This window comes from Mycobacterium sp. KBS0706, from assembly GCF_005938675.2.
Taxonomy (GTDB): domain Bacteria; phylum Pseudomonadota; class Alphaproteobacteria; order DSM-16000; family Inquilinaceae; genus Inquilinus.
Map to the genome: position 1 here is coordinate 107,186 of NZ_VCCH02000004.1, position 25,367 is coordinate 132,552.

The following is a 25,367-nucleotide window of genomic DNA, read 5'->3' on the forward strand; positions in this document are numbered from 1 at the left end:
ACGCCATGATGCCGCCGGACCGTTCGCTGCTGTCCCAGGACCGGCCGCTGGCCATCGCCATCCTCGCCATGGGCGGCCAAGGCGGCGGGGTGCTGGCCGACTGGATCGTGGCGCTGGCCGAGGGCAATGGCTGGGTCGCCCAGTCGACCTCGGTGCCGGGCGTGGCCCAGCGCACCGGCGCGACCATCTACTATATCGAGATGATCGCGGCGAAGCCGGGCGCTGCACCGGTCTTCGCGCTGATGCCGACGCCGGGCGATGTCGACGTGGTGATGGCGGCCGAGCTGATGGAGGCCGGCCGCGCGGTGCTGCGTGGGCTGGTCACGCCCGACCGCACCACCCTGATCGCGTCGACGCACCGGTCCTTCGCCGTGGTCGAGAAGGAGAAACCGGGCGACGGCACCGGCGACCCCGTGGCCGTCGTCGATGCGACGGATTTCGCCGCGAAGCGCACCATCGCCTTCGACATGGAGGCCATGGCCGGCCGCAGCGGCAGCATGATCTCCGCTGCCATGTTCGGCGCCCTGGCCGGGGCCGGGGTGCTGCCGTTCCCGAGGGACGCGTTCGAGGCGACGATCCGCGCCGGCGGCCGCGGCGTGGAACCGAGCGTCGCCGCCTTCCGCGCCGCCTGCGACCGCGCCGCCGTGCCGGAAACCGAGGCGGTCGCCCGCACGCCCGGGAAGCGCTTCGAGGCGTTGCCGGTGACCGTCGGGCACCCGGCGCTCGACCACCTCGTCGGGCGCATCGCGCAGGAGTTTCCGGCCGCCGCTCATCCCATGCTGTTCGCCGGCGTGAAGCGGCTGACCGACTACCAGGACCCGGCCTATGCGGATGAGTACCTGACGCTCCTGGCCCGGCTGCACGCCGAGGACATGGCGCAAGGCGGCGCTGGGAACGGCCTAGCCTTCACCCTGGCGGCGGCGAAGCATGTGGCGGTGGCGATGGCCTATGACGACGTCATCCGCGTCGCCGACCTGAAGGTCCGGTCGCGCCGGTTCGAGCGGGTGCGCCGCGAGGTCGGCGCCGGCCCGGACCAGATCGTCACCACCACCGAATACATGCATCCGCGCATGGAAGAGGTCTGCGGCACGCTGCCGAGAGCGCTCGGCGCCTGGATCGAGGACCGGCCTGCCCTCTTTTCGCGCCTCGACCGCCTGGTCAGCCGCGGCCGGCGCGTGCGCACCGGGACGATCTTCTGGTTCCTGGGGCTGCAGGCCGTGTCGGGGCTGCGACGAGTCCGCCGCGGCACGCTGCGCCATGCGCGCGAGACGGCCCATCGCGACGCCTGGCTGGCCACCGCCCTCGAGACGCTGCGGGTCAACTACGACCTGGCGGTCGAGGTCCTGGAATGCCGGCGGCTGGTCAAGGGCTATTCCGACACCCATGCCCGCGGCGAATCGAAGTTCGAGCGGGTGCTGTCCGGCCTGCCCCTGCTGGTCGGCCGCGACGACGGTGCTGCCTGGCTGCGCCGGCTGCGGCAGGCCGCACTGGCCGACGAGGACGGCACGACGCTGGAGGGCGCGCTGAAGACCATCGCGACGCTGTGACCGCCGCGGCGCCGGCCGCTCAGATATCGTGCTTGCGGATGTTGCGCAGGATCTTGTGCAGGGTGGCGACGAAGGCGACGTATTCGTCGCCGTCCACGCCTTCGAACATCTGCGTCAGCAGCCCGTACATGGTGGGCCACACCGCGTCGAAGACGGCCCGGCCCTCCTCGGTGATGGCGATGTCGCGCACCCGCATGTCCTCGGCGCGCGGCTGCCGGCGGATATAGCCCTGCTCCTCCAGCGCATCGAGCGTACGGCTCATCGTCGACTGCTCGGTGACCGCATAGACCGACAGTTCGTTGATCGTCAGCGTCGAGGAGATGCCGAGGATGGCGAGCGCCCGCATCTTGGTCGTGGTCATGTCGTGCGCCTTCAGCGCGTCCGACATGTTGGCGTTCCAGCGCGCCATCACCCGGTTCATCAGATAGGGCGCGAACTGGTTGAGGCCGATCTCACCGAGCGTCGGGCGCGTGTCGCCCTGCTCCAGCCGGCGCAGCACCGTTCCGGCAAATCTGTCGGTCATCGCGCTCCCACCTGCTTCCAGTCTTGCGAGGCTGGCCCCTACCCTGCCCGAGGCACCAGTGCAAGGGCGCGCACCGGCGAGCCGGTGCCACCGACGAATTTCAGCGGCGCCGCGATCAGGATCGCCCCCTTCGGCGGCAGCTGGTCGAGGTGGCACAGGCTGGCCAAGCCGTAGCGGTTGGCCTTGTGCAGCAGATTGTGGGCGGGAAAGGGCGGGGTCATGCCGCCGGCCGAGCCGGCATCGGTGCCGACCGTCTCGGAGCCCCAGCCGAGGATGCCCTTCGACAGCAGATACTCGATCGCCTCCGCCGTCGGGCCCGGCGAATGCGGGCCGTTCTGGTCGACGTTCAGGAAGGTCTCCGACGTCCCGTTGCGCTTGTACCAGTCGGTGCGCAGCACGACCCAGGATCCGGCCTCGATCGCGCCGTGCTCGGCCTCCCAGGCCTTGATGCTGTCGACCGTCAGCAGATAGTCGGGGTCGGCGGCCGTTTCCGCCGAGCGGTCGATGACGTTGACCGGCGCGACGAAGCTTTTTGGCGGGATGCGGTCGGTGGTGTTGTCGGGATGATCCCGGCCGGTGATCCAGTGCACCGGGGCATCGAAATGGGTGCCGGTATGCTCGCCGAGCTCGAGCCAGTTCCAGGCCCAGAACGGGCCGTTCTCATCGTATCGCGAGATGGGGTGGACCTTCACCGCCGGCGTGTTCTTCCCGATCTGGGGCGGCAGCTGGATCACCGGCGTCTCCGGCCCGAGCGGCGCGGTGAGGTCGACCACCCTGATCGAGCCGTCGAGCAATGCAGACGCCAGGCCGGCGAGACTATCGGTTGCCATCATGACCTCCCGTTTGGTTCTGCCGGGTCGACCCGGTTCGTCATCCCGGAACCTTAGGTCAGAATATCTGCAATCACAACTATCTGGCTTGGTGTTCCAGTACACCAGCCCGAAAGAAGCATGGAATCGCATAGGAGAAGCTTCAGACCTAAAACAATCCGATTGATCGGGGGTATCCGCCGTGATCACATAGCGCGGCCAACGAGGCGGCGTCTCAGCCCGCCCGCCCAGCGAGCGGACGGTCCTCGGCCGGAACAGCGCCAGCCTCTTCAGCGACGAAAAGCAAATAAGTCCCGCGATGCGGGACGGCAGAGGAGGCACGCATGATGAAATTCTTCGGGACGCTGGGACTCCTGGTCGCATTCGGCGTAGCGGCGGCAGCACCGGCGCAGGCCGAGACCATCACGGTCGGGGCCTACCCGGCCAATCCGCCGTGGGAGTACAAGACCGACAGCGGCGCCTTCGAGGGCTTCGAGGTCGACGTCGCCAAGGAGGTGGCCAAGCGCATCGGCGCCGATGCCGAGTTCCAGGACCTCGGCTTCCAGGCGCTGTTCGCCGCCACCAGCTCCAGCCGCATCGATTTCGCCATCTCCTCGATCTCGGTGACCAATGAGCGGCTGCAGAACCAGGCCTTCACCCAGCCCTATTACGACAGCGACGGCACCATCGTCGGCAAGGCGGATTCGCCGATCCATTCGCTCGACGACCTGAAGGGCAAGACCATCGGCGTGATCTCGGGATCGACCGGCGAGGTCTATGCCAAGGCCAATGGCGAGAAGCTCGGCTTCGCCGAGGTCAAGAGCTACAACGCGCAGCAGGACCTGCTGCTCGAAGTGCAGAACGGCCGCATCGACGGCGGCGCCGGCGAGCTGGCCGGGTTCCAATACGCGATCAAGCAGATGCCGGCGCTGAAGATCCTGGTCCGCATCCCGACCGGCGAGCGTTTCGCCATGATGACGCGCAAGAACCATCCGCTGCTGGCGAAGGCGAACGACGCGATCAGCGCGATGAAGACCGACGGCACCCTGGCCGCGATCCACAAGACCTGGTTCGGGGTCGATCCGGAACCCGGCAGCAGCACGGTGACGCCGGGGCCGATCCCGCAGGCCCAGTAACGGCAAATCACCGGGCCGGGCGCAGCGTCCGGCCCTTCCGCTGCGTCAGCCGGTCCGGACCATGGAACTGATCGACACCTTCTTCAACGGGCCGGTACTGGTTCGTGCCTTTCCGATCCTGCTGCGCGGCCTGGGCAACACCATCTTGCTGGGCTGCACCAGCATCATCCTCGGCACTCTGGCCGGGCTGCTGGTGTGCCTGGTCCGGCTCTACGCCCCCCGGCCGCTGCGGCTGCTCGCGATCGGCTACATCGACGTGTTCCGGGCGCTGCCGATCCTGGTGCTGCTGATCCTGATCTACTACGCCCTGCCCTTCATCGGCATCCGGCTGTCCTCCTTCGTCTCCGCCACGCTCGCCTTGTCGATGGTGCTGGCGGCCTTCACCGCCGAGGTCTGCCGCGCCGGCATCGAGAGCATCCCGCGCGGGCAGTTCGAGGCCTCCTCCGCGCTCGGCCTGCCGTTCTGGCTGGCGATGCGCAAGGTCATCCTGCCGCAGGCGATCCGCGTCATCATCCCGCCGCTGACCAGCAACTGTGTGTCGGTGTTCAAGGACACGGCCCTGGCCTCGGTCGTCGCCATGCCGGACCTGCTGAAGCAGGCCACCGACGCCCAGGCCCAGATGGCCAACCCGACGCCGCTGATCGGCGCCGCGATCATCTATCTCGCCTTCCTCTGGCCGCTGGTCCGGCTGATCGGCCATCTCGAAATGCGCGCCAAGCGGCGCGCCGGCCGGCCCTGACCGCGTCCCATCAACGGAGATCATCGTGACCCCCATGCCAGCAGACGCCTTCCCGATCGAGGCGGTGCGCGCCCAGTTCCCGGCCCTGCAGAAGGAGAAGGCCGGCGACTTCATCTTCCTCGACAATGCCGGCGGCGCGCAGATTCCACAGAGCGTGCTGGACGCCGTCACCCGCCACCTGGTCGACCACAACGTCCAGCGCGGCGGCCGCTACAACAAGAGCCAGGCGGTCGACCGCGCGGTCGCCGAGGCACGGGAGAGCGTCGGGCTGCTGGTCAACGCCTATGACCCGGCCGAGATCTGCTTCGGCATGAACGCGACGTCCTTCATCCGGCTGGTCAGCCTCGGCATCGGCCAGACGCTGGGGGAGCGCGACGAGATCGTGGTCACCGACATGGACCACGATGCCAACATCGCCACCTGGCTGGCGCTGGAGGGCGCCGGGGCGAAATTCGCCTGGTGGCGGATGCGCGAGGACGGCACCCTGCATGTCGAGGACCTGGTGCCGCTGCTGTCCTCGCGCACGCGGCTGGTGGCCTGCACCGCCACGGCGCATTCGATCGGCACCATCGTCGACATCGCCGAAGTGTCGCGGGCGGCACAGGCGGTCGGTGCCGAGGTCTTCGTCGACTGCGTCCATTACGGCCCGCACGGGCTGATCGACGTCCAGGCCTGGGCTTGCGACTACCTGGTCTGTTCCGGCTACAAGAACTTCTCGCCGCATATGGGCTTCCTCTGGGGCCGCTTCGACGCGCTGAAGCGGCTGCCGACCTTCCGCGAGGATTTCATCCCGGACGAGCCGCCCTACAAGATCGAGGCCGGCACCTTCGTCTATGAGAACGTCGCCGGCATGGACGCTTCGGTGCGCTATCTCGAAGCGCTCGGCCGCGGCTTCACCGGCCCGTCGATCGGGTCGCGCCGCGGCGACATCGTGGCGGCCATGGCCGCGATCCGGGCCTATGAGGCCGAGCTGTCGCGCGAGATGCTGCGCCAGCTGAAGGCGTGCGGCGCCACGATCTACGGCATCGCCGACGAGGCCCGGGTGGATGGGCGGGTGCCGACGATCTGCTTCAACATCCCCGGCCGCTCACCCCAGGCGATCGCCGATGCGATGTCCGACGCCGGCATCGGCATCCGGGACGGCCACATGTATGCGCCGCGGCTGATGCATCGGCTGGGCCTGCCGATGGCAACCGGCGCGCTGCGCGCCTCGATGGTCCATTACAACACGATCGGCGAGGTACGGCGCTTCGGCGAGGCGCTGGCCGCCGCCCTGCGCCGGACCGGGTGATCCCGGCCGCGACAGGTCGACGGCGTGGCTGCAAGTCCCGCTCGCAATCAGTAGCTCTCTTGCGGAGGGGCGGCGGATGCAAAGTCAATCCAGCCCTCGGCGTAGCGGGCGAATCGTACGTCTCCGGCCGCTCCCATCAGAGTCGCAGGGCGATAATGGCGTCTCGCACCCGCCATCCCGGAGTGTTGAGGGCCAGCCAAGCCCGGCCGAGATCCCCCTGGCCGACGGCCGACTGGAACAGCGGACCGGCGGATACGCCCTCGCCATGTCGGGGCTGGCGGGATGACCGGTGGCATCCTGCTCTCCCTCGGCTGGGATTTTGCCACCGTCTTCAGCGTCGCCGCGGTCCCGGCGCTGGTCGCCGCCGCCGGCATGGTCGCCAAGGGCCGGCTGCGGGCGGCTCCCTGAACGGTCTCGCCGTGGCCGTCCGATCGCGCAACGCTGCATGAGAGACAAGAGTGCCTGGTCGACTGCTTACCACGGGTTTATATGACCACGGCTGCAATAGACGCTCAGCAATGCCGGGATGTCGTCTGCAGGCCGTCTGATCTGGGACGTGTCTACGTCGAGACGGGTGCGATGCATCTCGCCCTGCTCAGGGCCGCAGGGTGATCCCGGCGATCACCGCCCGCAGGCCTTCCGTCGCTTCGCGGCGGTCCTCTCGCCGGCGACGAGATCCCGACTGTATCGCGCGCTGGCAGCCGCCTTCCGTGATGCTGTGGGGACGGCACGATGCCTTCTTCGATCTCTCGCCGAGATCCTGTCAAGGATGCGGGCTCTGCCGAGGATGGAAGCCCATGTTCTCGACGCCGGCCACCTCCTGCTCGAGACGCACGCGGCCGCGGCCGCGCCGCTCATGCTCGACTTCATCAGGGGACCCAACGGGACAGCGAGCGAACGGGAGAGCGTGAGTGACGCCGCCAACGCAGTGTTTTCAGGCCCTTTCAGGGCAATGGGGACTGATCGTTCGATTGTCTTTGATTTTTCAGACCCAGGCTTTTCAGGACATTCCACAGTCCGCTGAAAGGCGGACCCGCCTCGATCTCGATTGAATGCTCATCTCCAGAACAAGTTTTCAAAATTAAACGAGTCATCTGATTCTTGGTTTGGCCCATTTTTTTCAACTCAAGCAAATTCACACTGGCATTGCGCATTTCATCGATCTTGACACTTTTTTCCACCATGTCAGAACACCAGATCAGCCTGTCTGTTGTAAGCAAGATCCAATGATTGTTACTAAAAATACCACCGACCACTGGCATTTCCATTTTTCCCAATTTTACCTTGGAGATGATTTCCTTTTTCTTTTCGCTATCAAGATCTTCGAAGAGAGAAATATATTGACCGTTCCCGCCTCTCCGGATAAACACTCTACAAATGTGACTTCTCATTTCCTCAGACTTATCAATATTCATGGAACGATACTTTCAAGAAGGAAATTATTTCCTTGCTTCACAAGTGTAAAGCCGAATCTCTCTGCCATTGCCGGCCTCATCATCCTTTGCAGTTTCGGGTTTATTATAGCCACCGCAGATATACTGATGCGAGAGGCGCCGGCGGCAGCAGCCTCTTCCTTTAACGCCTGCACGAGATTTCCCATGCCCTGAGCATTCTCAGCTGCTTCCAAAAGGAATATATCAGTCTCCCACGTATCTCCAACGAGACGAGACGACCCATAGACGTCATATCCAGCCAGCGATCTTTGCGTTGCTGACTGGAGTAACTCATCATCTGTCGGAATCCGACGCGAGTATTCCGCCAGACCGGTAGGGTCAATCCCTGTTGTCGGCGCCCGGACGTATCCATTGGGCCGCAGCCCGCCGAGGAGCCCGATCGGATCCGGCGAAAGATACTGACCGATCTCCGGATCGTAAACCCGGAAGCGGTTGTAGTGCAGACCGGTCTCCGGGTCCTGCCACTGCCCGGGAAAGCGGATCGGGCAATCGGTCTCGGGGGGCGGCGCGGCGTTGTCGTTGACCGCGCCCCAGGTGTCGTGCACCACCGCCCAGGCCAATCGGCCATCCGCCGTCACCAACTCGCGCGGCGTGCCTATCTGGTCGGCCACCACGTACCAGACGCGATCGCCCTGGCGTTTCGCCAGGGGCACAGGCGAACCCGGCGCGTAAGTCCAGACCACGGCCTGCGACGGGTCGGGCGTACCGGCGCCGTCCACCGGCATCTCCTCCACCACCACCTCGCCATCCCAGAGATAGCGGGTGCCGCCGCCCTTCGCCCGGCGTTTCTCGACACGTCGGTCGAGCGCATCGTAGCGATAGAGCCAGCGCCCATGCTCCGGCGTCTCCACCCCGATCAGGCGGTCGCGATCATCCCAATGAAATCGCCAGAGCTGCGGCCGGAATCCGTCGCGGGAGCGGTGCTTCTCAACCAGCCGGCCGCGCCGGTCCCAGACGTAGCGGGCCTGCCCGGTGGCACCGACAGCGCCGCCGCGCAGCACCATCCAACCCTCTCCCGGTCGCCAGGACGCGATCGGGCGCATGGTTTCGCCATCGTCCTCGATCGGCTCCGACGACAGCCGCTGGCGTCCGGCCAGGTTCCGAGCCGCATCATAAGCATAGGCTTCAATATGCCGGCTGCCCCGGGGCCGGCCCGGCGCCGCCTGCACGATCTGGCCGTTGCCGTCATAGGCATAGCGCAGCGTGGGCCAGCGCGAATCCTCGATCGCCACCGGATTGGAGACACGGTCGTAGCGCCAGCGCCGGTCTATCAGCGCCCCGCTGGCCGCGGGCGGCTCTACACCTCCGGCCGCCGCGACCTGTTGGCTGACGATCCGTCCCAGGGGATCCCAGCCCTGATTGAGAGAAAAGCCGCGCTGATCGCTTCGCGTCGTTTCCCGACCCAGGAGGTCGTGTCCGAAGGTCAACTCCCCGCCGGGGCCGAGACCGATCGCGGCCAACAGACCCGACGGGTCGTAGGCGAAGCGGGTCGCCGCCTGCGGCGTTTCGAACTCGACCCGATTGCCTGCTCCGTCGTAGCGGGATCGGATCGCGACGCCGTTCTGGAACTCTGCGACCACGCGACCCAGCGCATCATGCTCGCGAGCAAGGACATGGCCGCAAAGGCTCGCCTCCGCCAGGAGGCCGCGCGCGTCGTAAGCGAGGCGACGCACTCCCTCGCCCGTCACCTCCTCGACCACCCGACCAGCCGGATCATAGACGTAACGACGGGCGGCCCCGTCCGGCTCGATCCGCTCGACCACGCGGCCGGCCGCATCATGCTGATAGCCATAGGTCCGGCCGCCGAAATCCGTCTCCTCGACCAGTCGGCCGGCGCGGTCGTAGACGAGATTCGTGTGTTCGCCCTTCGGATTGACAATGGCCGTCAGGCGCCGGTTGCCGTCGTACTCGTAGCGATAGCGCCCCCCTTCGGCGTCGACCACCTCGCGCAGCAGGTCGAAGGCACCGTAGACATAGCGTGTGACATGGCCTTCGCCGTTCTGGAACCGGACGAGGTTGCCTTCGCCGTCGTATGCCGCCGCGATTCGCGTGCCGTCGGCCAGAATCGCTTCGGTCATGTTGCCGCGCGCGTCGTAGGCGAAGTGGGTCTGCGCCCCGAGCGGATCGTGCCGCGACAGGACGCGGCCGAGCCTGTCGCGGGTGATCGTGCTGTGCCCGCCGCGCGGATCGATGATCCCGGCGATACGCCCGACGGCGTCATATTCCAGCCGGGTCACGGTCACCGGCGCGTCGGAACCGGTGGCTGTGGTGACGGTATGGATTCGCCCCCTGCCGTCATACTGATACTCTGTGCCGCTCCCGAGCGGGTCGACGATCCGGTTCGGATTGCCGTTGTCGTCACAGGCCACCGTCCAGCGATTCCCCGCCGGATCGACGATGCCGGCTGGCCGGCCGCGGCCGTCGAACAGAAAGCTTTCCCAGGTGCCGTCGGGATAACGGATCTCCGTCCGATTGCCGAAGGCGTCGTAGCCGTATTCGGTCCGGTGCCCGAGCTCGTCGATATAAGCGAGAAGCTCGCCGCGCTCGGTCCATTCCTGGCGGGCGACGCCGCCTTCGGCGTCGATCCGCTCGATCACCTGCCCGCGTTCGTCGCAGCGGAACGTGGTGACCGCGCCGTTGGCGCCGATGTGCCGGCTCAGGCGCTCGGCGTCGTCGTATTCGTAGCTGTCGTAGAACAGGTCCCCCGCGGCCCGGGTCGCCACCACCCGGCCGGATTCGTCATAGTCGATCTCGCTCCAGGTGTGCAGGCTGTCGGCCCAGCGGGTGACGCGGCCTTCGGCGTCGCTGCGGTAATGGAAGATGCCGCCGGACAGGCTGTCGACGAACTCGAGATGGCCGCGCGCATCGTAGCCGTAGCGCACCAGGGTCAGGGGCTCCGTGTCCTGACCGGTCGGATCGGAGAGCAGGTGCACCGCCAGGATGCGGCCCTCCGCATTGGTCTCGACCGACAGCTCATGGCCGTCGGTGTGGCGGACGAAGCGCAGGCGAGCCTGGTCGTCCCGCTCGAAGTCGATCCGGTTGCCGTGCCGGTCGCCGAGCCCGGTGATCGGCGACCGGCCGTCCTTCGGTGTCGCGAAGGTCCGGAACGACCCGTCGACGATATCGACGATCCGGGTCTCTCCGCCATGGGTCTCGAGCCGCAGACTCGGCAGCAGCGGGTTCGTGCCGATGCCTCGGCGGCCGGGCCAGGGGAAGGCGAATTCGGCGCTGTCGTCGCGGATCCAGACCACCGCATCCCGTTCGGGGTCGCGGATCAGGTGTTGGCTCCAGCTGTTGTACCAGCGCCGCCCGAGCGCGCCCCGGACGTCGCAGCCGGAGCGGTGGACGCGCATCAGCTCGAGCGGCAGGACTCCGGGGATCTCGATGTCGCTGCGGCAATCGACATAGTCGCCGGTCGCCATGTCGACGGGGTCGCCGAGCAGCGTCCGGACGCGGTCGCGGGCGGCACCGCCGATGCCGCGGGCGCCCGCCTTGAGGTTGTCGACGACGCGGGCGACCCGCGGCAGCTTCGCCACGCCCTTCGAGACGCCCCCGGCGAGCTTGCCGAGGCCCTTGAACGCGCCCTTCATCGCCGCGCCCATGGCCATCGCCATCAGCGACGGCATCGGCACGCCGCCGATGATGACGTTCGGGCTCGCCGTCACCGTGGTGCCGATCGGCACGCCCAGCGGCGGATCGCTCGGCCCGACCTTGAACGACGAGAACACGCAGTGCTTGGTGATGTCGACGCCGATCCGGGCCGCCCGCATCCCCTCGATCCAGACCGAGGAGGAGCCGAGGAAGATCTCGAACATCGGGAAATAGCCGCCGCACCAGATCCCCAGCCCCATGTCGAGGCAGCGCCCCGCCGGCATGCCGTTGATCAGCACCGTGCTGGCGCCCGACAGGAACGGGATCGGGATCACCGGGCCGAAGCTCGGCAGCGGGATCGGCGGCGCCGGCGGGATCAGGTTCGGCGGGTGGGTGTGGGCGTGCGGCAGGCCGATGGCGAAGTCGAGGATGCGCACCGCCGGCAGGGCCGGGAAGGGAATCGCCGAGAACGGGATCGAGATCAGTTGCTCGGCCGATGTCAGCGCGCCGAACACGGCGCCGGTCGTGGCCAGGGCGCCGTCGGCGTCCTTGACCGCCTTCAGCGCCTCGACCAGGCTGCCGGCCTGCATCTTCATGGCGCCCGGGACATCGCCGACCGGGGTCGAGCCGATATGGCTCAGATCCATCGAGCTGGTCGCGCCCTGCTGGCCGAAGCCCTCGCCGGTGTGGGTCCAGACGTCCAGCGGATTGGGCCCGCCGGCTGGGGACTGGGCCGTGTGCGCCGCGTTGCCGCCGCGGGCGATGACCCCGCCGACGGCGCTCGGATCAAGCGCCATGGCCGCTATGCCCCAGCTGGTCCAGCTTGGCGCGGACATCGGCGCGCCCGGCCTCCCGCACGTCCTGCAGCGCCGGGTTGGTGATGCCCTCGTACAGGCCCTGGGCATAGCGCCAGACCCGGGCGGCCTCGTCCGGCCGGCCCAGCTCCCGATGCATCGCCGCGAGGTTGTCGCAGACGAAGGCCTCGCCCGGCCGGTTGCCCTGCGCCCGGAAGAACCGGCTGCCGACGCGCAGCGCCTCGAAGGCCTGGTCGAAATTGCCCAGCCGGTGCAGGGCGACGCCGAGATTGGTGTAGGCCATCGGCGCCAGCTCGTTCAGCTGATGCGCGACGCAGAGGTCGCAGGCCCGCAGGAAGGCCTCCGCCGCCTCCTCCGCCCGCTGCTCCGCCAGCAGCGTGTTGCCGAGGCCATAGGCTCCGATCGCCTGCTCCAGCGGCTGGTCCGCCGCCTCCGCGGCGTCGAGCTGCTGCCGCTGCAGCGCTTCGGCTCGCGGATAGTCCCGGTTCGAGAAGGCGAAGCCGGCGGCCATCATCAGGGCGCGGCGGTGGTCCGCCGGGGATGCGGCGGGCTGCTCCAGCGTGGCGTTCACCCGCCGCTCCATCTCCTCCGGCGAGCACCAGAAGACCTGGCAGCTCACGCCGGAACGATCCGCCTCGACGGCGCCGGGGTCTCCCCGGCCGTGGAGGACGATGAATTTCAGCCTCGGGCTTGCGACCTTGTCCGCCAGGAAGGCGATCGACCGGGTGAAGCCGTCCCGATCCTCGACGGCCTCGGGATCGATCAGGAAGACGAGGCTGCCGACCGCCTCCGGCAGGGCATCGGCGAGGCCCTCCGCGCGCCGCAGGAACCGCCATGGCGCGGACGGGCCGGCCTCGTCCTCGAGCCCGATACCGGCTTCGGCCAGGGCCTCCGCATGCTGCTCGATCTGCGCGTCCAGGCCGTGCAGCAGGCTGCCGAACCAGCCGGCCGGATCGCGGAAGGGCTCGCGATGCGCGATCAGCAGGTGGAGAAAATCCTCCTGCTCATCCAGCCCGCCCAGCATCCGGAGCAGGACCCCGCGCATCTCCGGGTCGACGAGGACGATGCGGACCACCGGACCCGGTTCGTCCATGAAGTCTTCGAGCTGATCCAGCTGCTCGGAGAAGAACGCCGTCAGGGGCATGCCGGGATCCTTGTTCCGCTATCGGATGGGCCGATGGCTCGACGGTCTTCGTCACCGGGTGGCCGGGCGGACCCGCGGGAGCCGCCGCGTGACCTCGTCGAAGGCGGCCTCGGCAGCCTTGTCGGGCAGATCGGGGGCTTGGGCGGGGCCGAGCGCTGGGTCCGGCGCGGCAGGTTTCTCCGCCGGCCGACCCATTGTCGCGGCCGCCGGATCGGCCGGCAGGTCCGGGCGACGCCGGGCGACCCCTTCGGCGGCGGTCCTGGCCTGCGTCGCGCCGGCCGGATCCGCCAGCGCCTGTGGCACAGTCGCGGCCGGGGCTTGCAGCAATGCCGCCCCCGGCGCCCGCGGCAATCCGGCGAACCGGGCGATCCTGGCGGGCGGAACCGTGGGAAACGGAACCAGATCGGGGGCCGTGGGCAGCGCGGCCCCCGTCAGCTCGGTCAATCCGACGGGCAGGGATCCGGCCCCCTTCAGCGCCGCCGCCGGATCGGCGGCCGACGGCGCGGCCGGATGCTCCATCAGCGGCCGGACCGACCTGTTGGTGGCCTGATGGAGCGTCATGTCCTTCATGCCCTGGGCCGCCGCCATGGCGGGCGCCGAAATCCTGGACCCGGCAAACACCATCTGCGTTCTCCCTTTCGCCGCGCAACCGGTCAGTTCAGCCGGATCAGCGGGCCTTTCTGCGAGATGCCTTCGCCGTTCATCTCCAGGGTCGAACCGGCGGCCTGCTTCTTGATGCTGGTGCGGCCGCTGGAGACAACGCCGTCCTTGTCGATCGCGACGAAGTTGTCGTCGGCCTGCCACGCCGTGACCACGGCGTCGGAATGGATGCCGATGCCCTCGCCGCTCATATGGATCTGGTGGGCCCCCACGCCGTCCGCGTCCTGGGTGACGGTCTTTCCCTTGGTGTAGACGCCGTCCTTGTCGATCGAGACGAAATTGGCCGCTTCGCCCTGCACGGCCTGGACCTTCGCGGTCGAGCGGATCTGGACGCCGGCGTCGCTCAGCTGAATCGCGTGCCCGCTGCCGAAGGAGATGGTGATGCCGCTGGCGTCCATCCGGATCATGCTGCCCAGGTGCTGCAGCACGATGTCCGCCGGCGTCATCGTGGTCTGCGACGCCTGCACCGTCGTCATGTGCAGCGTCTGGGCGGCCGCCGTATAGGCATTGCCGACGGTCAGCAGCTTGTTGCTGTTGACGATCTCGCTGGCGTCCTTCTGCGCGTGCAGGAAGACCTCCTCGGCGCCGGCCTGGTCCTCGAAGCTCAGCTCGTTGAAGCCGGCGCCGCCGGGGCTCGATGCGGTCTTCAGGGACGTCCTGGTCCGGTTCGCCGGCAGCGACAGCGGCGGCATCTGGTCGGTGTTCGGCACCACGCCCACCACCATCGGCTTGTCGGGATCGCCCTCGACATAGGCGACCAGCACCTCCATGCCGACGCGCGGGATGGTCTGGGCGCCCCAGTTGCGCCCCGCCCAGGGCTGCGACACGCGCAGCCAGCAGCTGTCGCCGTCATCGCCCTTGGCGTAGCGGTCCCAGGGAAACCGGACCTTGACCCGGCCGTACTGGTCTGTGTGGATCTCCTCGCCGGGCGGGCCGACGACGATGGCCGTCTGGATACCGTCGATCCGCGGCCGCGGCGTTCTTTGCGCGGGCGTGTAGCGCACGGCGGCGGGAATGGCGGTGAAGCGGCTGGCGTAGCCGGGCGGCGCCCCGCCGCCGCCGGCATAGGTCGAGTCCTGCGCCGCGTGATGGACCGCGACAACGGCATAGTCCGCATTCTCGGCCTCGGCCGGATGCCCGTACAGGGTGAACTTCTGGCCCGGCCGAACGCGGCGGTTGCGGCTATCGGCCTCGACGACCTCGAACCGTGCCTCATGGGCCTCGATCCTCCGCCGGGTGGCCTGGTCCGCCTGGTCGTGGTCGGTGAAGCGGCCGCCCCATCGATAGAGCTCGAAGAGCTGGTTCGCCTTGACCGGCGCGAGCGAGGGCTGGCCCTGCATCTGCGGCGCCCGCGGCGCCTCGAAGTTCCAGTCGGCCTCCGCCAGACGTCCCGGCAGGAAGCTGAAGCGGCGGGTCCAGGCCGTGACGTTGTTCAGATCGAGATCGGTCGTGGCGTAGCGGAGCTCCGGCTCGTCGCCCGACGTCCAGGCATGGGCCCCGTCGGCGACCACCAGCACATGCCGCCCCTGCCCCCCGTCTTCGCCGGGGTCGTGCCGGAACCACCAGGCCCAGCCCTCCTCCTCCAGCAGGCGGAAGATGAAATCCAGGTCGGTCTCATTGTACTGGACGCAATATTCGCGCACCGCCTTCGCGCCGATCACCGGCCCGAAATCGTAGTCGCGGATCTTCGCCTCCGCGAAGATGGTCTCGAGGATCTGCTGCGTCGTCCTGTGCTGGAAGATGCGGCAGTCGGAGGTGTGCCCGAACAGCCAGAGCCAGGGATGGGCGGTGACGGTATAGGCGCGCATGCCGTCGCCCAGCATCGGGCCGGCCTCGAGCGCGCCGACCACGCCGGACCATTCCCGCCGGCCGCCGCCCGGCAGCTCCAGCGTCCAGGAGATCGGCAGGCCGACCATCTCCGCCGGGGTCACATCCTGGCGTTTCGAGCGGACGCGGAGCCGGAACGAGAACAGAGCGCAGAGATCCTCCTCGCCCTCCATTCCCTCCAGTAGGAAGACATCCTGGCCGATCGGCGTCTCGATGGCCAGAAGACGCCCCGTTTGCGTCAAGGTTTCGACATAATCATAGAGCGCCATCGAACGCTTCCATTCAAGACATGGAGTCCGATTCTTAGAGAGAATCGACCATATCAAATCGCAGCGACAGATTCCAGCCGCCGACTAGGAAAATTTTTATCTTCAATAGTGAACAGGTATTATTTCTAGACATTAGTAAAACAAAAATATCATCAATCATATTTCTTACTGATACGTATATAATCGAATATATTATAGATATTCAACGTGTTTATCAAACAAGCTCAGAGGGGTAATGCGCTTGATTTACGTTGATAGGATCAAAGTCATGCACCCGAGCGGTCCTGGCGGATCGCGACCCTGGGTCGTGATCCGGCCGGGCCGCGGGGCGTCGACCCTGCGGCCCGGCCATGGCGGATGCCCGCGCCGTCAGAAATGATAGGCGGCTCTTGCGCTGGCGGACTGGCTGAGGAAAGAGCCGCCGACATCGGCGCTGTACTCGCCCTTCAGCTCGAAGCCGCCGGCCCGGAACAGCTGCACCCCGACATCGATCCGGCCCAGCACCTCCGGCGAGTCGATCTGGTCGCTGAAGGTGCCATTCGCCGAGGACGCCCCGACGAAGCTGGAATGGATCGTCCGGGTGTTGTCCGGCAGGTAGCTCATGCCGAAGGCGACATAGGCCCGCAGCGCGGTCTCCGGGTCCAGGTCGAGCCGGCCGCCGAACTCCACCATCGGCGACAGCGCCACGCTGGTCTTGCTGTTGCCGTGCACGTCGAGCGCGTAGAGGTCGTCCCCCTTCTCCTCGAAGCCGGGCAGGTCGGTGTAGACCACGTCGAGATCGCCATAGGGGCGGATGTACCAGTCGGCGAAGGCGACCTCATAGGCGGCGCGCAGCCGGCCCCCGGCCAGGAAGATGCTGGGGTCGCTCTTCAGCGTCTCGTCGGCGATGCCGGGGATGTCGACCCGCCGGTTGGCCTCGAACGAACCGCCGGCGAAGGCGACCGATCCGGCGAACTGCCACGGCCCCATGACGCGCTTCACCGTCACCGACCCGTCATAGGTATCGCCGTCGCCCGACGAGCCGCCATCCATGGTCGCCCAGCTCCGGCCGAAGCCGAAGGAGGCGCCGAGATACCAGTCCGGCGCGATCTCGTGCTGCGCCCCGATCCGGTAGGTCGTGCCCGAGACGTAGTAGCCCTGGGTGTCGCTGGTGGAGGACTGGTCGGTCCAGCGCCCGGTGACCTTGGCCCAGGCGCAGTTGTCCTCGCCCAACTGGACGGTGTCGTCGATGAAGACCGGGCAGCTCATCGCCGCCCCCAGGATGGTGCCGGCCGAATTGGCCAGGGCGATCGGCTGGGCATGCGCCGCCTTGCTGGACCAGGCGTCGAGCGCCGCCTTGTAGTCGCTGCGGTCATTGATCGTCGACAGCTCGGCGAAGCGGGTGGCGAAGGCCTTGTCGCCGTTGGTCCAGGCCCGGCCGTAATAGCCGGCCAGCGAGGACTGGCTGTCGTTCAGGGCCACGCTGCCGGGCTTGAAGTCCGAGCGCGGCGCCAGCGTCAGGGTGTTGCCCGACTGCGCCGTGTCCCAATGGAACAAGAGCGAGTCCAGCCCGTCGGCGGTGGAGGTAAGGTGCCCTGCGGTCACCACCGGCAGCGCGCCGGGCAGCAGCGTCAGCGCCGTCGGCGCGATGTTGCCGTCCAGCGTCGCCGTGCCGTCGACCTGCAGATGACCGGCGGTCTGGTTCAGCGAGTCGACGGTTACGCCGAGGCGGCCTTCACCGATCTGGGTGAAGTCGCCGGTGACATGGGTGCTGCGCAGCTCGCCCGGCAGGCCGAGATTGACGGTGCCGCTGTTGAGAACGCGGCCCTGGACCTCGGTGCCGGAATTGTAGGTGCCGCGGTTGGTGAACAGGCCGCCATTGTGGAACAGCGAGCCCGTGATGGTGCCGTCGCTGGTCACGTCGACAGCCCCGCCCCCCGACGCCAGGATCGCCATGCCGTCGGTTCCGGACACCGTCGTGACCAAGCCGCTGGAGCCGACGGTCACCAGATTGCCCTGGCTGCCTGCCGGAGTGTCGATATGGATGGCCCTGCCGCCGAAGCCACGGGTGGCGTCCGCGGCCGCGTCGAGAGGAGCGGCAGAGGCGCCGTTGTAGGTGTAAGTGCCGCCGATCGCCGTCCCGTTGACGTTGATCTTGACCGATGCGTCCGAGCCGTAGCCCGCGCTTTGCGCGACGACCGCGGCCCCTATGGCACCGGTGGACGACACCGTGCCGTCGACGTTCACGGTGACGCTGCCGCCCGTCGGGCAGTCCTTGGAGCAGGAGTAGACGCCTTGCAGCGGCGTGCCCGCATACATGCCGTTGCCGTTGGCGAGCAGCCCGCCCCCGCCGCCGACGCTCTGCGCGAAGATGCCGATCGCGCCGCCGCCGGTGACGGAGATGCTGCTGTTCTGATCGACGGTCACGGTCACCTCGCCGCCATTGCCGGTCGATGGCTTCGATTGCGGCGTGTTCTGGTCGCTGCCGGTCGAGAGGCCGGGGGCGTCGCCGGGATAGCCGGTGACGCGGAGGATGCCGCCGCCGCCACCGATCGACTGCGCGGCGATGCCGAACGCGCCGACGCCCGAGGTGGTGATCTTGCTGCCGCCGCCGAGGGTCACGTTGACCGCACCGCCATTGCCGGTGCCCAGGCCGCCGAGCTGCGTGATCTGGGTCGACGTGCTGCGCGTGGCGCTGACGAGACCGCCGCCGCCGCCGATGCTCTGCGCCAGGATGCCGAAGCTGTTGTAGCCCGATGTCGCGATCGAGACGGGGCCGTTGCTGGAATCGAAGGTGACGGTGTCGCCGGTGCCGTTAGCTTTGCCGCCGCCGCCCACATTGAGGTTCAGCGGCTGGTTCGGGGACCCGTCCGGAGCCAGGGCCGGCACCTCGGGCCGGTTGTTTTGGGTCCAGTAGGACGAGCCGGCGCCGCCGATGCCGCCGCCGCCGCCGATCGACTGCAGGATGACGCCGTCCGCCGCGTCGCCGCTGGTGCTGATCCCGGCGGCGCCGGAAGTCGAGCTCTTGAACGTCACGGTGTTGCCGTTGCCGACGCCGCCGGCGTTCTCGTTGTCGTCGCTGCCGTTGACGGCACCGCCCACGGTGATGGTGCCGGTGGCGATGTCGGTGCCGTCACCGCCGAGGCCGCCGCCCCCACCGATGCTCTGCCCGACCACGCCGGACGCGGCGAAGCCGCCGACGACAGCGTTCTTCGCATTGGGGCCACCCGTGGCCACGGACACCCCCTGGTTGAAGTTGATCTGCACGGTGCCCCCATCGCCGCCGCTGCCGCCGGTGCCGCCGATGGCATGGTCGAAATTGTCGGTGATCTCGGCGAAGTCGCCGGTGCCGGTCGCGGCCGCGGTTCCACCCTTGCCGCCGCCGCCGCCGATCGATTGCGCGACGACCCCCTGGGCCCAGTCGCCGGATGTCGCGATCGGGGCCGAAAGGTCGGTCGTGACCGATCCGCCGGTGCCGCCCGTCCCACCGGTCCCACCGATCGCCAGGGCCATGGTGAGGTTGAGCGCCGGCTTCGAACCGCTGTTGTTCAGGCCTTCGAAGGTGCTCGAGATATCGCTGCCGAACTCACGGCCCTGCAGAGCCGTGATGACCGGGTTATCGGCCGACCCGTCGGAACCGGCCGAGCCGCCGACGCCGCCGCCGCCGCCGATCGACTGGGCCAGCACGCCGGTCGCGTCGCCGCCATAGGTGGTGATCGGCGCCGCCACATTGACCGTCACCGTGCCGCCGGTCCCGCCGTTGACACCCGTGCCGCCCAGGCTGAAGTTGATGCCCGGCTTGATGGTCTGGTCATCCCCCGAGAAGCTCTGGACGACGTTGAGAGACCCGCCCTGGGACGAACCGCCACCGCCGCCGATCGACTGGGCCAACAGGCCCATGGCGTTCGACCCATAGGTCAGGATGCCGTTGCCGGCATACAGGTCGACGTCCACCGTCTCACCGTTGCCGCCGGTCCCGCCCGACGACCCCAGGGTCACGCTGACGGAGGTCGTCGTCGACGTGCCGAATCCCTGGGTGTTGCCGCTGCCGATGCCGGCATTGCCGCCGCCGCCGCCGATCGACTGCGCCTTGATCCCGTCCGCATAGTCGCCGGAGGTGATGATCGAGGTCGGGGCGCTGCCGCTCTGATCGGCACCGCCGGAGACGGTACCGCCGACCGCGACCTGCACCTCTCCGCCATCGCTGCCGCTGCCGCCCGGGCCGCCGACCGTGAAGCTGAGCGTGATGCCGACTGAACTCGCGTCTTTCGGCGCGCCATTCGGCCCATATCCCAGCACCGCCGCCATGGCCGAGGAATCACCGCCCTCGCCGCCGCCGCCGCCGATGCTCTGGACCTGCACGGCGGTCGAGCCGGCGCCGTTGGTGATGATCGTGCCGCCGTTTGACAGGGAGAACTGCGCGGTCCCGCCTTCATTGCCGGATCCGCCCAGCCCGCCCAAGGACGTCGAGATAGACAGAGCGGCCGTGGCGTCGCCCGTGGGGGGTGCGATCGAGACGGCTTTCGCGATCGCCGTGCCGCCGGCCCCACCGCCACCGCCGATGCTCTGGACCAGCACGCCGATGCTGTCGACGGGCAGTGTGTTGGATGACCGGCCGGTGCCCACGCCGCTGACGAGCGACGGATCCTGCCCCGTGGCGATCGATCCGCCCACCACGGTGGCGGCCGCTGCGCCGCCGGCTCCGCCGGTACCGCCGGTACCGCCGATCGCCACCGACGCGTCGATCCCCACCCCGATCGAGCCGGCGAAGGCCTGGCCACCGGTTCCGCCGCCGCCACCGATCGACTGCACGATCAGGCCCGGCGCCGTGGACCCCTGGGTGACGATCGTGGCCCCGTTCGTGTTGGCGGTGGCGGTGCCGCCGCCGCCACCGGCCCCGCCCGTGCCGCCGAACGCGAAGGACGTAAAGATCGATCCGCTGCTGGCATGGCCCGCATTGCCGCCGCCGCCACCGATCGATTGCATGACGACCCCGACGGCGTTGTCGCCCGTCGTCTGGATGTTCGAGCCCTGGTTGAGCGAGGCCGTGACTTGTCCGCCGTTCGCGGCCGTCCCGCCGCTGCCGCCGAGGGTGACGGCACCGCCCGATGCGCCGCCGCCGTCACCGCCGCCGCCGCCGATCGACTGGCCCAGCACGCCGATGGAGGAGATGCCGGTGGTCGAGATCAGGCCTGTCGACGTGAAATTCACCGCCCCGCCGGCGGCCCCGGCACTGCCGCTGCCGCCGACATTCGAGATCGGGCCGCTGGCGCTGCCACCGGCGCCGCCGCCGCCGCCGATCGATTGCAGCAGGACACCCTGCGCATTCGACCCGGTCGTGGTGATCGACCCGGTGTTGGTCACATCGACCTCGCCGGTGTTGCCGCCCGAAGCCCCCGAGCCGCCGCTGCTGTGGAAAATCCCCCACGACGATCCGCCCGACCCGCCGCTGCCGGCCAGCGACTGGGCGACGATGCCGCGGGCCGTCTGGCCGGCGGTGCTGATCGTGCTGCCGTTGGTCACCTGCACCAGGCTGGAGTTGCCGCCGGTGCCACCCGTGCCGCCGGAACCGCCGTCGCCGGCTCCCGCTCCGCCCGCGCCGGGCCCGCCGCCGATGCTTTGCGCCAGGATGCCGATGGAATCGGCTGCCGCCGTGGTGATGGTGGAGGCGCTGTCGGCGACGACCGTCACCTGACCTGCGGTGCCGCCGTGACCGCCGTTCCCGCCATAGATCGGTTCCGTTCCCGAGGTTCCGGTGTTTCCATCCTGGCCCAGGCCACCCTCGGCCTGGGCGACGATGCCGGGAGAGGAGGTGCCCTGGGTGGAGATGGAGGCGGAGGCCAGGGAGACGAAGACCGCGTTGCCGTTCGGCGTCCCGCCGGGGCTCGCCGACCCGCCGTTGCCGCCGTAGCCGGCGGTGCCTTCGCCGAACTCGACGTTCGGCGCGGCGCCCGTGCCACCCTGGCCGCCGAGGCTGGCGGCATAGACCCCGGGTGAGTGGTCGCCATTCGTGGTCACGGCGGCGGCCCCCGGAGACGACCCGCTCAGGCCGATGCTGACTTCCCCGGTGACGGATCCGCCCGACCCGCCCGCGCCGGCATGCGCGTGCTGGGTCGTGGCGCCGCTGCAGCAGGTGCCGCCGGCCCCGCCCGTGCCCCCCAGGGCGAGGGCCAGCAGCCCGGGCAGATCGTCGCCGGTCGTGGCGGTCGTGGCGTCGGTGACCGAAATGGCCGCTCCTCCGGCATTTCCCGCGGTGCCGCCGCCGTAGCCATCCTGGCCGTTGCCGCCCAACCCTGCATTGCCGCCGATCGAGGTCGCTGCGACGCCGCCACCGAAAACCAGCGTGCCGGAGGTCGGGGCGCTGCCGCTCGACGTGACGCTGACATCGGCCCCCGAACTGAGCGTGACCGATGCGGCGGCCGCGTTGCCACCGCCCCCGCCCAGGGCGGCAGCGTTGCCGCCGAGGGCACCGCTGCCGCCCTGGGCGGACGCCTGGATGCCGAACAGGCCGTCGGCACTGCCCCCGCCGGCCCAGGCGAAGTCGACGCTGATCGGCGCGGAACTGGCTACGGAGACCGGCCCGGCATTTCCGCCGGAGCCATTGGTGTTGTCGTTGTTGGAACTGCCGTTGCCGCCCGCCGATTGTGCGGCGATGCCGGCGAAACCATACTGGGTGGTCACCGTGGCGGTGATGGCGCCGGTGTTCGTGATCGCCACGCCCGCGGACGACCCGCCCACGCCGCCGGACACGCCGTTCCCGCCAGAATCGACCCCCAGGATGCCGCCGCCGCCACCGACCTGGATGCCGGATAGATCGAGGTCGATCGCGCCCGAGTTGTTGATGGTTATGCCGGCGGGAACACCGCTTCCGCCGAGGCTGGTGCTTAATCCGCCCGGATTGCCGTTGCCTGCGGTCTGCGTCACCTGCAGGCCGAAGGAAAAGCTGCCCGTCGATGACGCGGCGGTGAGCATGATCGATCCCTGATTGGTGAACTGAAGCCCCTGGGTCCTGCCGCCGCCCTGGTTGGCCTGGCTGAAGCCGAAGGCCCCGAAATTGAGCCCGTCAGCCCCATCCGGGCTCACCGCCAGCGACACGTTGCCGGTCGACAGCACCGTCATCGGCGCGGCATTGGCGGCGCCGGCATTCGCGTAGAAGAAGTTGTAGGCGGATACGGTGCCGGAATAGGTGCAGGCGTAGACGCTGCCCTGCATGCCGCAGCTCTGTGCCGCGGCCGGGTCCGGCATGGCGAGCCAGGCCGTGGTGCCGAGCAACCCGGCGATCAGGCCCGCGCGGGTCGGCCGGATGGACGCGTCGATCCTGGAACAGGTGTTGGAAACCAGCCCTGCCGTCATCACAGCCCCCCAGATGCTCATTCACATGCCCTGCCGTCCGGCCGGCGCGGATGCCCCACATCGAGGCGCCGGCGAACATTCCAGGTCGGGAATGAGCCTAAGTGGTTATGCACATGCGGCGTAGATCCAGATCAGACCAATCGATGGGTCCAGATTCAGATTTCCAGCGCGGAAGATCAGCCAGCGCCCGCGCGGCATGGATCCAGATCGCACCCGTCGATGGGCCCAGATTCCACCAGGGAAGCTCGGATGGTGAACGGCATGGAAGCAGTCGGTGGTGCCCGGCTACGCGCGAACCATGCGGCCCACCTCGAGGCTCTGCCGCAATCGCCGGGCCGCGATCCGGCCGAGAGCGATCGGCCCGATGCCGCCGCCCAGCAGGACTCTGCAGCGTCCGGCATCCTGCCACTCGACACGCTCGAGCTGGTCGAGGTTGACGATCAGCGACCGGCTGATGCGGACGAAGGGCGGCGTTGGCAACTGGGCCTCGAAATGGCGCAGCAGCCGGCACACCAGATAATCCCGCGCCCCCTTCAGGAAGATGCGGGTGAAATCCGCCTCCGCCGCCAGCATCGCCACCGTGCCCAGCGGCGCGATCACCGACTTGCCGTCGATCCGCAGATGGATGCGTCGCTGCGCCCCGCCCGGCTGCGGGTCGGCGTCCAGCTCGGCGTCGTCCTGCCGCTCGCGGGCGGGCGGCGGGACGCGCGCCGCATCCAGCCGGTTGCGGCGCAGCCGGTCGATGGTGACGGCCAGGCGCTGCGGGTCGACCGGCTTGAGCAGGAAGTCGACCGCCGACACGTCGAACGCCTTCACGGCGTAGAGGTCGTGCGCGGTGACGAACACGATCGCCGGCACCGGCGAGACCTGGCCGACCAGGTCGAAGCCCAGCCCGTCCGCCAGCTCGACATCCAGGAAGATCGCGTCGGGCTGCACGGCCGCGGCCCGCGCCCGCGCCTCGGCCACGCTGCCGGCCTCGGCCACGACCTCGACATCCGGATGCGCCTGCAGCAGGCGCCGGAACCCCCGCCGCGCCGGCGGCTCGTCATCCACCAGCATCACGCGAAGCATGCCGTCCCCTTCAGCACCAGCCGCGCCACCACCGTCTCTCCCTGCTGGGTCAACGTCAGTTCGTGCCGCGCCGGGTAGTGCAGCTCCAGCCGGCGGCGGGTGTTGGCCAGGCCGACCGCCGGCCGGTCGTCCGTCCGCGGCGCCAGCCGGCCCGGATTGGTGACCTCGATCGCCACCGTGTCATGGTCCGGCCGGCGGGCGGCGACCCGGATCTCGAGCGGGCCGACGGATGTCCGCAGACCGTGCTTCACCGCGTTCTCGACCAGCCCCTGCACGATCAGATGCGGCACGGGGACGGCGCCGGCGCAAGGGTCCAGCTCGACCGTGCAGCGCAGCCGGTCGTCGAAGCGCAGCTCCTGGATCCGGACATAGGCGCGCACCGCCTCGATCTCGTCGCTCAGCGGGCACACCGGCCGGGTCTGCGGGTCCAGCGAGTAGCGGAGGTAGCCGGCGATGCGGTGGGTCATCTCCAGCGCCGCCCCCGGATTGTCGGGGATCTCGACCGCCACGGTGTTCAGCGCGTTGAACAGGAAATGCGGGTCCAGTTGCAGGCGCAGCCGCTGCAGCTCTGCCCGCGTGGCGGCGGCCTGCGCCTCGCTGCGGTGCGCCCGTTCCGACCGGGCCTCGACATCCGCCCGGATCCAGAAATAGGCCAGCGACCAGCCGAGGAAGACGGCGGTGTAGTAGATGACCGGGATCGAGTCGGCGCGGGCCATGCTGCGTTGATCCAGGTCGGCGAACAGGCCGTCTTTGACTATGTTGACGATCACCATCTGCAACAGACCGCCGAGGATCGAGCACACCAGCACCAGGCCGACAATCACAGCCGGCCGGTACAGGGGACGGGACAGGACCGTCTTGTGCGCCAGCGCCGTCAGCGCGAAGCCGATCGGGTCGACGATCAGGGTGATCGTCAAGGCCAGCGCAAGATCATTGAAGGTGGCCATGCGCGAGGCCAGGCCGAACAGGGCGATGAAGATCCAGCCTGCCGTGTGCGCCCGCCAGAACGACCCCGCCGGTGCCGCGGTGTCATCCGGCGCCGTTGCGGCCGGCCTGCGATCGGCGAGAGTCGCGAACACTTCCGTCACACGCCGCTTCTCGTCCTGTGAAGTCCCGGTTGACCAATCCATCGCTGGGAACGTTTCATCGACCGGCATGG

Annotated in this window: 15 protein-coding genes; 5 read left to right on the forward strand and 10 right to left on the reverse strand. The window is 68.7% G+C overall.

Features of this window, described 5'->3' with window-relative positions:
• Window positions 1-5: 5 nt before the first annotated feature.
• On the forward strand, window positions 6-1,547 hold the full coding sequence (locus tag FFK22_RS03535; protein ID WP_138887415.1) for an indolepyruvate oxidoreductase subunit beta family protein: 1,542 nt from the start codon (window positions 6-8) through the stop codon (window positions 1,545-1,547).
• A 19-nt stretch (window positions 1,548-1,566) separates the two neighbouring features.
• Here the strand turns inward: FFK22_RS03535 and FFK22_RS03540 are convergent, their stop codons facing one another.
• The gene (locus tag FFK22_RS03540; protein ID WP_138887414.1) at window positions 1,567-2,070 is read right to left on the reverse strand and encodes a MarR family winged helix-turn-helix transcriptional regulator; all 504 of its coding nucleotides are present in this window, start codon (window positions 2,068-2,070) and stop codon (window positions 1,567-1,569) included.
• A gap of 38 nt (window positions 2,071-2,108) precedes the next feature.
• Window positions 2,109-2,900 carry a cyclase family protein gene (locus FFK22_RS03545; protein WP_138887413.1) on the reverse strand — a complete coding sequence of 264 codons (792 nt, stop codon included), beginning with the start codon at window positions 2,898-2,900 and terminating at the stop codon, window positions 2,109-2,111.
• Between the two features lie 323 nt (window positions 2,901-3,223).
• On the opposite strand from FFK22_RS03545, the gene FFK22_RS03550 reads away from it, so the two are divergent.
• The 4 genes from FFK22_RS03550 to FFK22_RS44315 all read left to right on the forward strand — a co-directional run bounded on the left by FFK22_RS03550 (window position 3,224) and on the right by FFK22_RS44315 (window position 6,453).
• On the forward strand, window positions 3,224-4,015 hold the full coding sequence (locus tag FFK22_RS03550) for an ABC transporter substrate-binding protein (protein ID WP_138887412.1): 792 nt from the start codon (window positions 3,224-3,226) through the stop codon (window positions 4,013-4,015).
• A gap of 61 nt (window positions 4,016-4,076) precedes the next feature.
• Window positions 4,077-4,754 carry an amino acid ABC transporter permease gene (locus FFK22_RS03555; RefSeq protein WP_138887411.1) on the forward strand — a complete coding sequence of 226 codons (678 nt, stop codon included), beginning with the start codon at window positions 4,077-4,079 and terminating at the stop codon, window positions 4,752-4,754.
• 34 nt (window positions 4,755-4,788) lie between these two features.
• Entirely contained in the window at window positions 4,789-6,045 is a 1,257-nt protein-coding gene (locus FFK22_RS03560; protein WP_138887463.1) for a cysteine desulfurase-like protein, read from the forward strand.
• A 282-nt stretch (window positions 6,046-6,327) separates the two neighbouring features.
• The gene (locus FFK22_RS44315) at window positions 6,328-6,453 is read left to right on the forward strand and encodes a hypothetical protein (protein WP_306770066.1); all 126 of its coding nucleotides are present in this window, start codon (window positions 6,328-6,330) and stop codon (window positions 6,451-6,453) included.
• Window positions 6,454-6,989: 536 nt separating this feature from the next.
• Here FFK22_RS44315 and FFK22_RS42685 read toward each other — a convergent pair.
• The 8 genes from FFK22_RS42685 to FFK22_RS03605 all read right to left on the reverse strand — a co-directional run bounded on the left by FFK22_RS42685 (window position 6,990) and on the right by FFK22_RS03605 (window position 25,296).
• Window positions 6,990-7,460 (reverse strand): hypothetical protein, encoded by a 471-nt coding sequence (locus FFK22_RS42685; RefSeq protein ID WP_186002285.1) that lies wholly within the window; start codon window positions 7,458-7,460, stop codon window positions 6,990-6,992.
• Window positions 7,457-11,425, reverse strand: coding sequence for an RHS repeat-associated core domain-containing protein (locus FFK22_RS03570; protein ID WP_138887410.1), 3,969 nt, complete (start codon window positions 11,423-11,425; stop codon window positions 7,457-7,459). The genes FFK22_RS42685 and FFK22_RS03570 overlap by 4 nt, the downstream gene beginning before the upstream one ends.
• Window positions 11,426-11,876: 451 nt before the next feature.
• Window positions 11,877-13,049 (reverse strand): tetratricopeptide repeat protein, encoded by a 1,173-nt coding sequence (locus FFK22_RS03575; protein WP_138887409.1) that lies wholly within the window; start codon window positions 13,047-13,049, stop codon window positions 11,877-11,879.
• Between the two features lie 51 nt (window positions 13,050-13,100).
• Entirely contained in the window at window positions 13,101-13,673 is a 573-nt protein-coding gene (locus FFK22_RS03580) for a hypothetical protein (RefSeq protein WP_138887408.1), read from the reverse strand.
• 29 nt (window positions 13,674-13,702) lie between these two features.
• Entirely contained in the window at window positions 13,703-15,805 is a 2,103-nt protein-coding gene (locus tag FFK22_RS03585; protein ID WP_138887407.1) for a type VI secretion system Vgr family protein, read from the reverse strand.
• Between the two features lie 369 nt (window positions 15,806-16,174).
• The gene (locus tag FFK22_RS42690) at window positions 16,175-23,137 is read right to left on the reverse strand and encodes an autotransporter outer membrane beta-barrel domain-containing protein (protein WP_186002286.1); all 6,963 of its coding nucleotides are present in this window, start codon (window positions 23,135-23,137) and stop codon (window positions 16,175-16,177) included.
• A gap of 285 nt (window positions 23,138-23,422) precedes the next feature.
• Window positions 23,423-24,208: a LytTR family DNA-binding domain-containing protein gene (locus tag FFK22_RS03600; protein ID WP_138887405.1), complete on the reverse strand. Its 786-nt coding sequence runs from the start codon at window positions 24,206-24,208 to the stop codon at window positions 23,423-23,425.
• Window positions 24,196-25,296, reverse strand: coding sequence for a sensor histidine kinase (locus FFK22_RS03605; RefSeq protein WP_221938357.1), 1,101 nt, complete (start codon window positions 25,294-25,296; stop codon window positions 24,196-24,198). The genes FFK22_RS03600 and FFK22_RS03605 overlap by 13 nt, the downstream gene beginning before the upstream one ends.
• Between the last annotated feature and the right edge of the window lie 71 nt (window positions 25,297-25,367).

What these genes read in the sequence shown, in the direction of transcription:
- FFK22_RS03535 (WP_138887415.1), top strand. Translation starts at nt 6, where the DNA reads ATGATGCCGCCGGACCGTTCGCTGCTGTCCCAGGACCGGCCGCTGGCC.
- FFK22_RS03540 (WP_138887414.1), bottom strand. Translation starts at nt 2,070, where the DNA reads ATGACCGACAGATTTGCCGGAACGGTGCTGCGCCGGCTGGAGCAGGGC.
- FFK22_RS03545 (WP_138887413.1), bottom strand. Translation starts at nt 2,900, where the DNA reads ATGGCAACCGATAGTCTCGCCGGCCTGGCGTCTGCATTGCTCGACGGC.
- FFK22_RS03550 (WP_138887412.1), top strand. Translation starts at nt 3,224, where the DNA reads ATGATGAAATTCTTCGGGACGCTGGGACTCCTGGTCGCATTCGGCGTA.
- FFK22_RS03555 (WP_138887411.1), top strand. Translation starts at nt 4,077, where the DNA reads ATGGAACTGATCGACACCTTCTTCAACGGGCCGGTACTGGTTCGTGCC.
- FFK22_RS03560 (WP_138887463.1), top strand. Translation starts at nt 4,789, where the DNA reads ATGCCAGCAGACGCCTTCCCGATCGAGGCGGTGCGCGCCCAGTTCCCG.
- FFK22_RS44315 (WP_306770066.1), top strand. Translation starts at nt 6,328, where the DNA reads ATGACCGGTGGCATCCTGCTCTCCCTCGGCTGGGATTTTGCCACCGTC.
- FFK22_RS42685 (WP_186002285.1), bottom strand. Translation starts at nt 7,460, where the DNA reads ATGAATATTGATAAGTCTGAGGAAATGAGAAGTCACATTTGTAGAGTG.
- FFK22_RS03575 (WP_138887409.1), bottom strand. Translation starts at nt 13,049, where the DNA reads ATGCCCCTGACGGCGTTCTTCTCCGAGCAGCTGGATCAGCTCGAAGAC.
- FFK22_RS03580 (WP_138887408.1), bottom strand. Translation starts at nt 13,673, where the DNA reads ATGGTGTTTGCCGGGTCCAGGATTTCGGCGCCCGCCATGGCGGCGGCC.
- FFK22_RS03585 (WP_138887407.1), bottom strand. Translation starts at nt 15,805, where the DNA reads ATGGCGCTCTATGATTATGTCGAAACCTTGACGCAAACGGGGCGTCTT.
- FFK22_RS42690 (WP_186002286.1), bottom strand. Translation starts at nt 23,137, where the DNA reads ATGACGGCAGGGCTGGTTTCCAACACCTGTTCCAGGATCGACGCGTCC.
- FFK22_RS03600 (WP_138887405.1), bottom strand. Translation starts at nt 24,208, where the DNA reads ATGCTTCGCGTGATGCTGGTGGATGACGAGCCGCCGGCGCGGCGGGGG.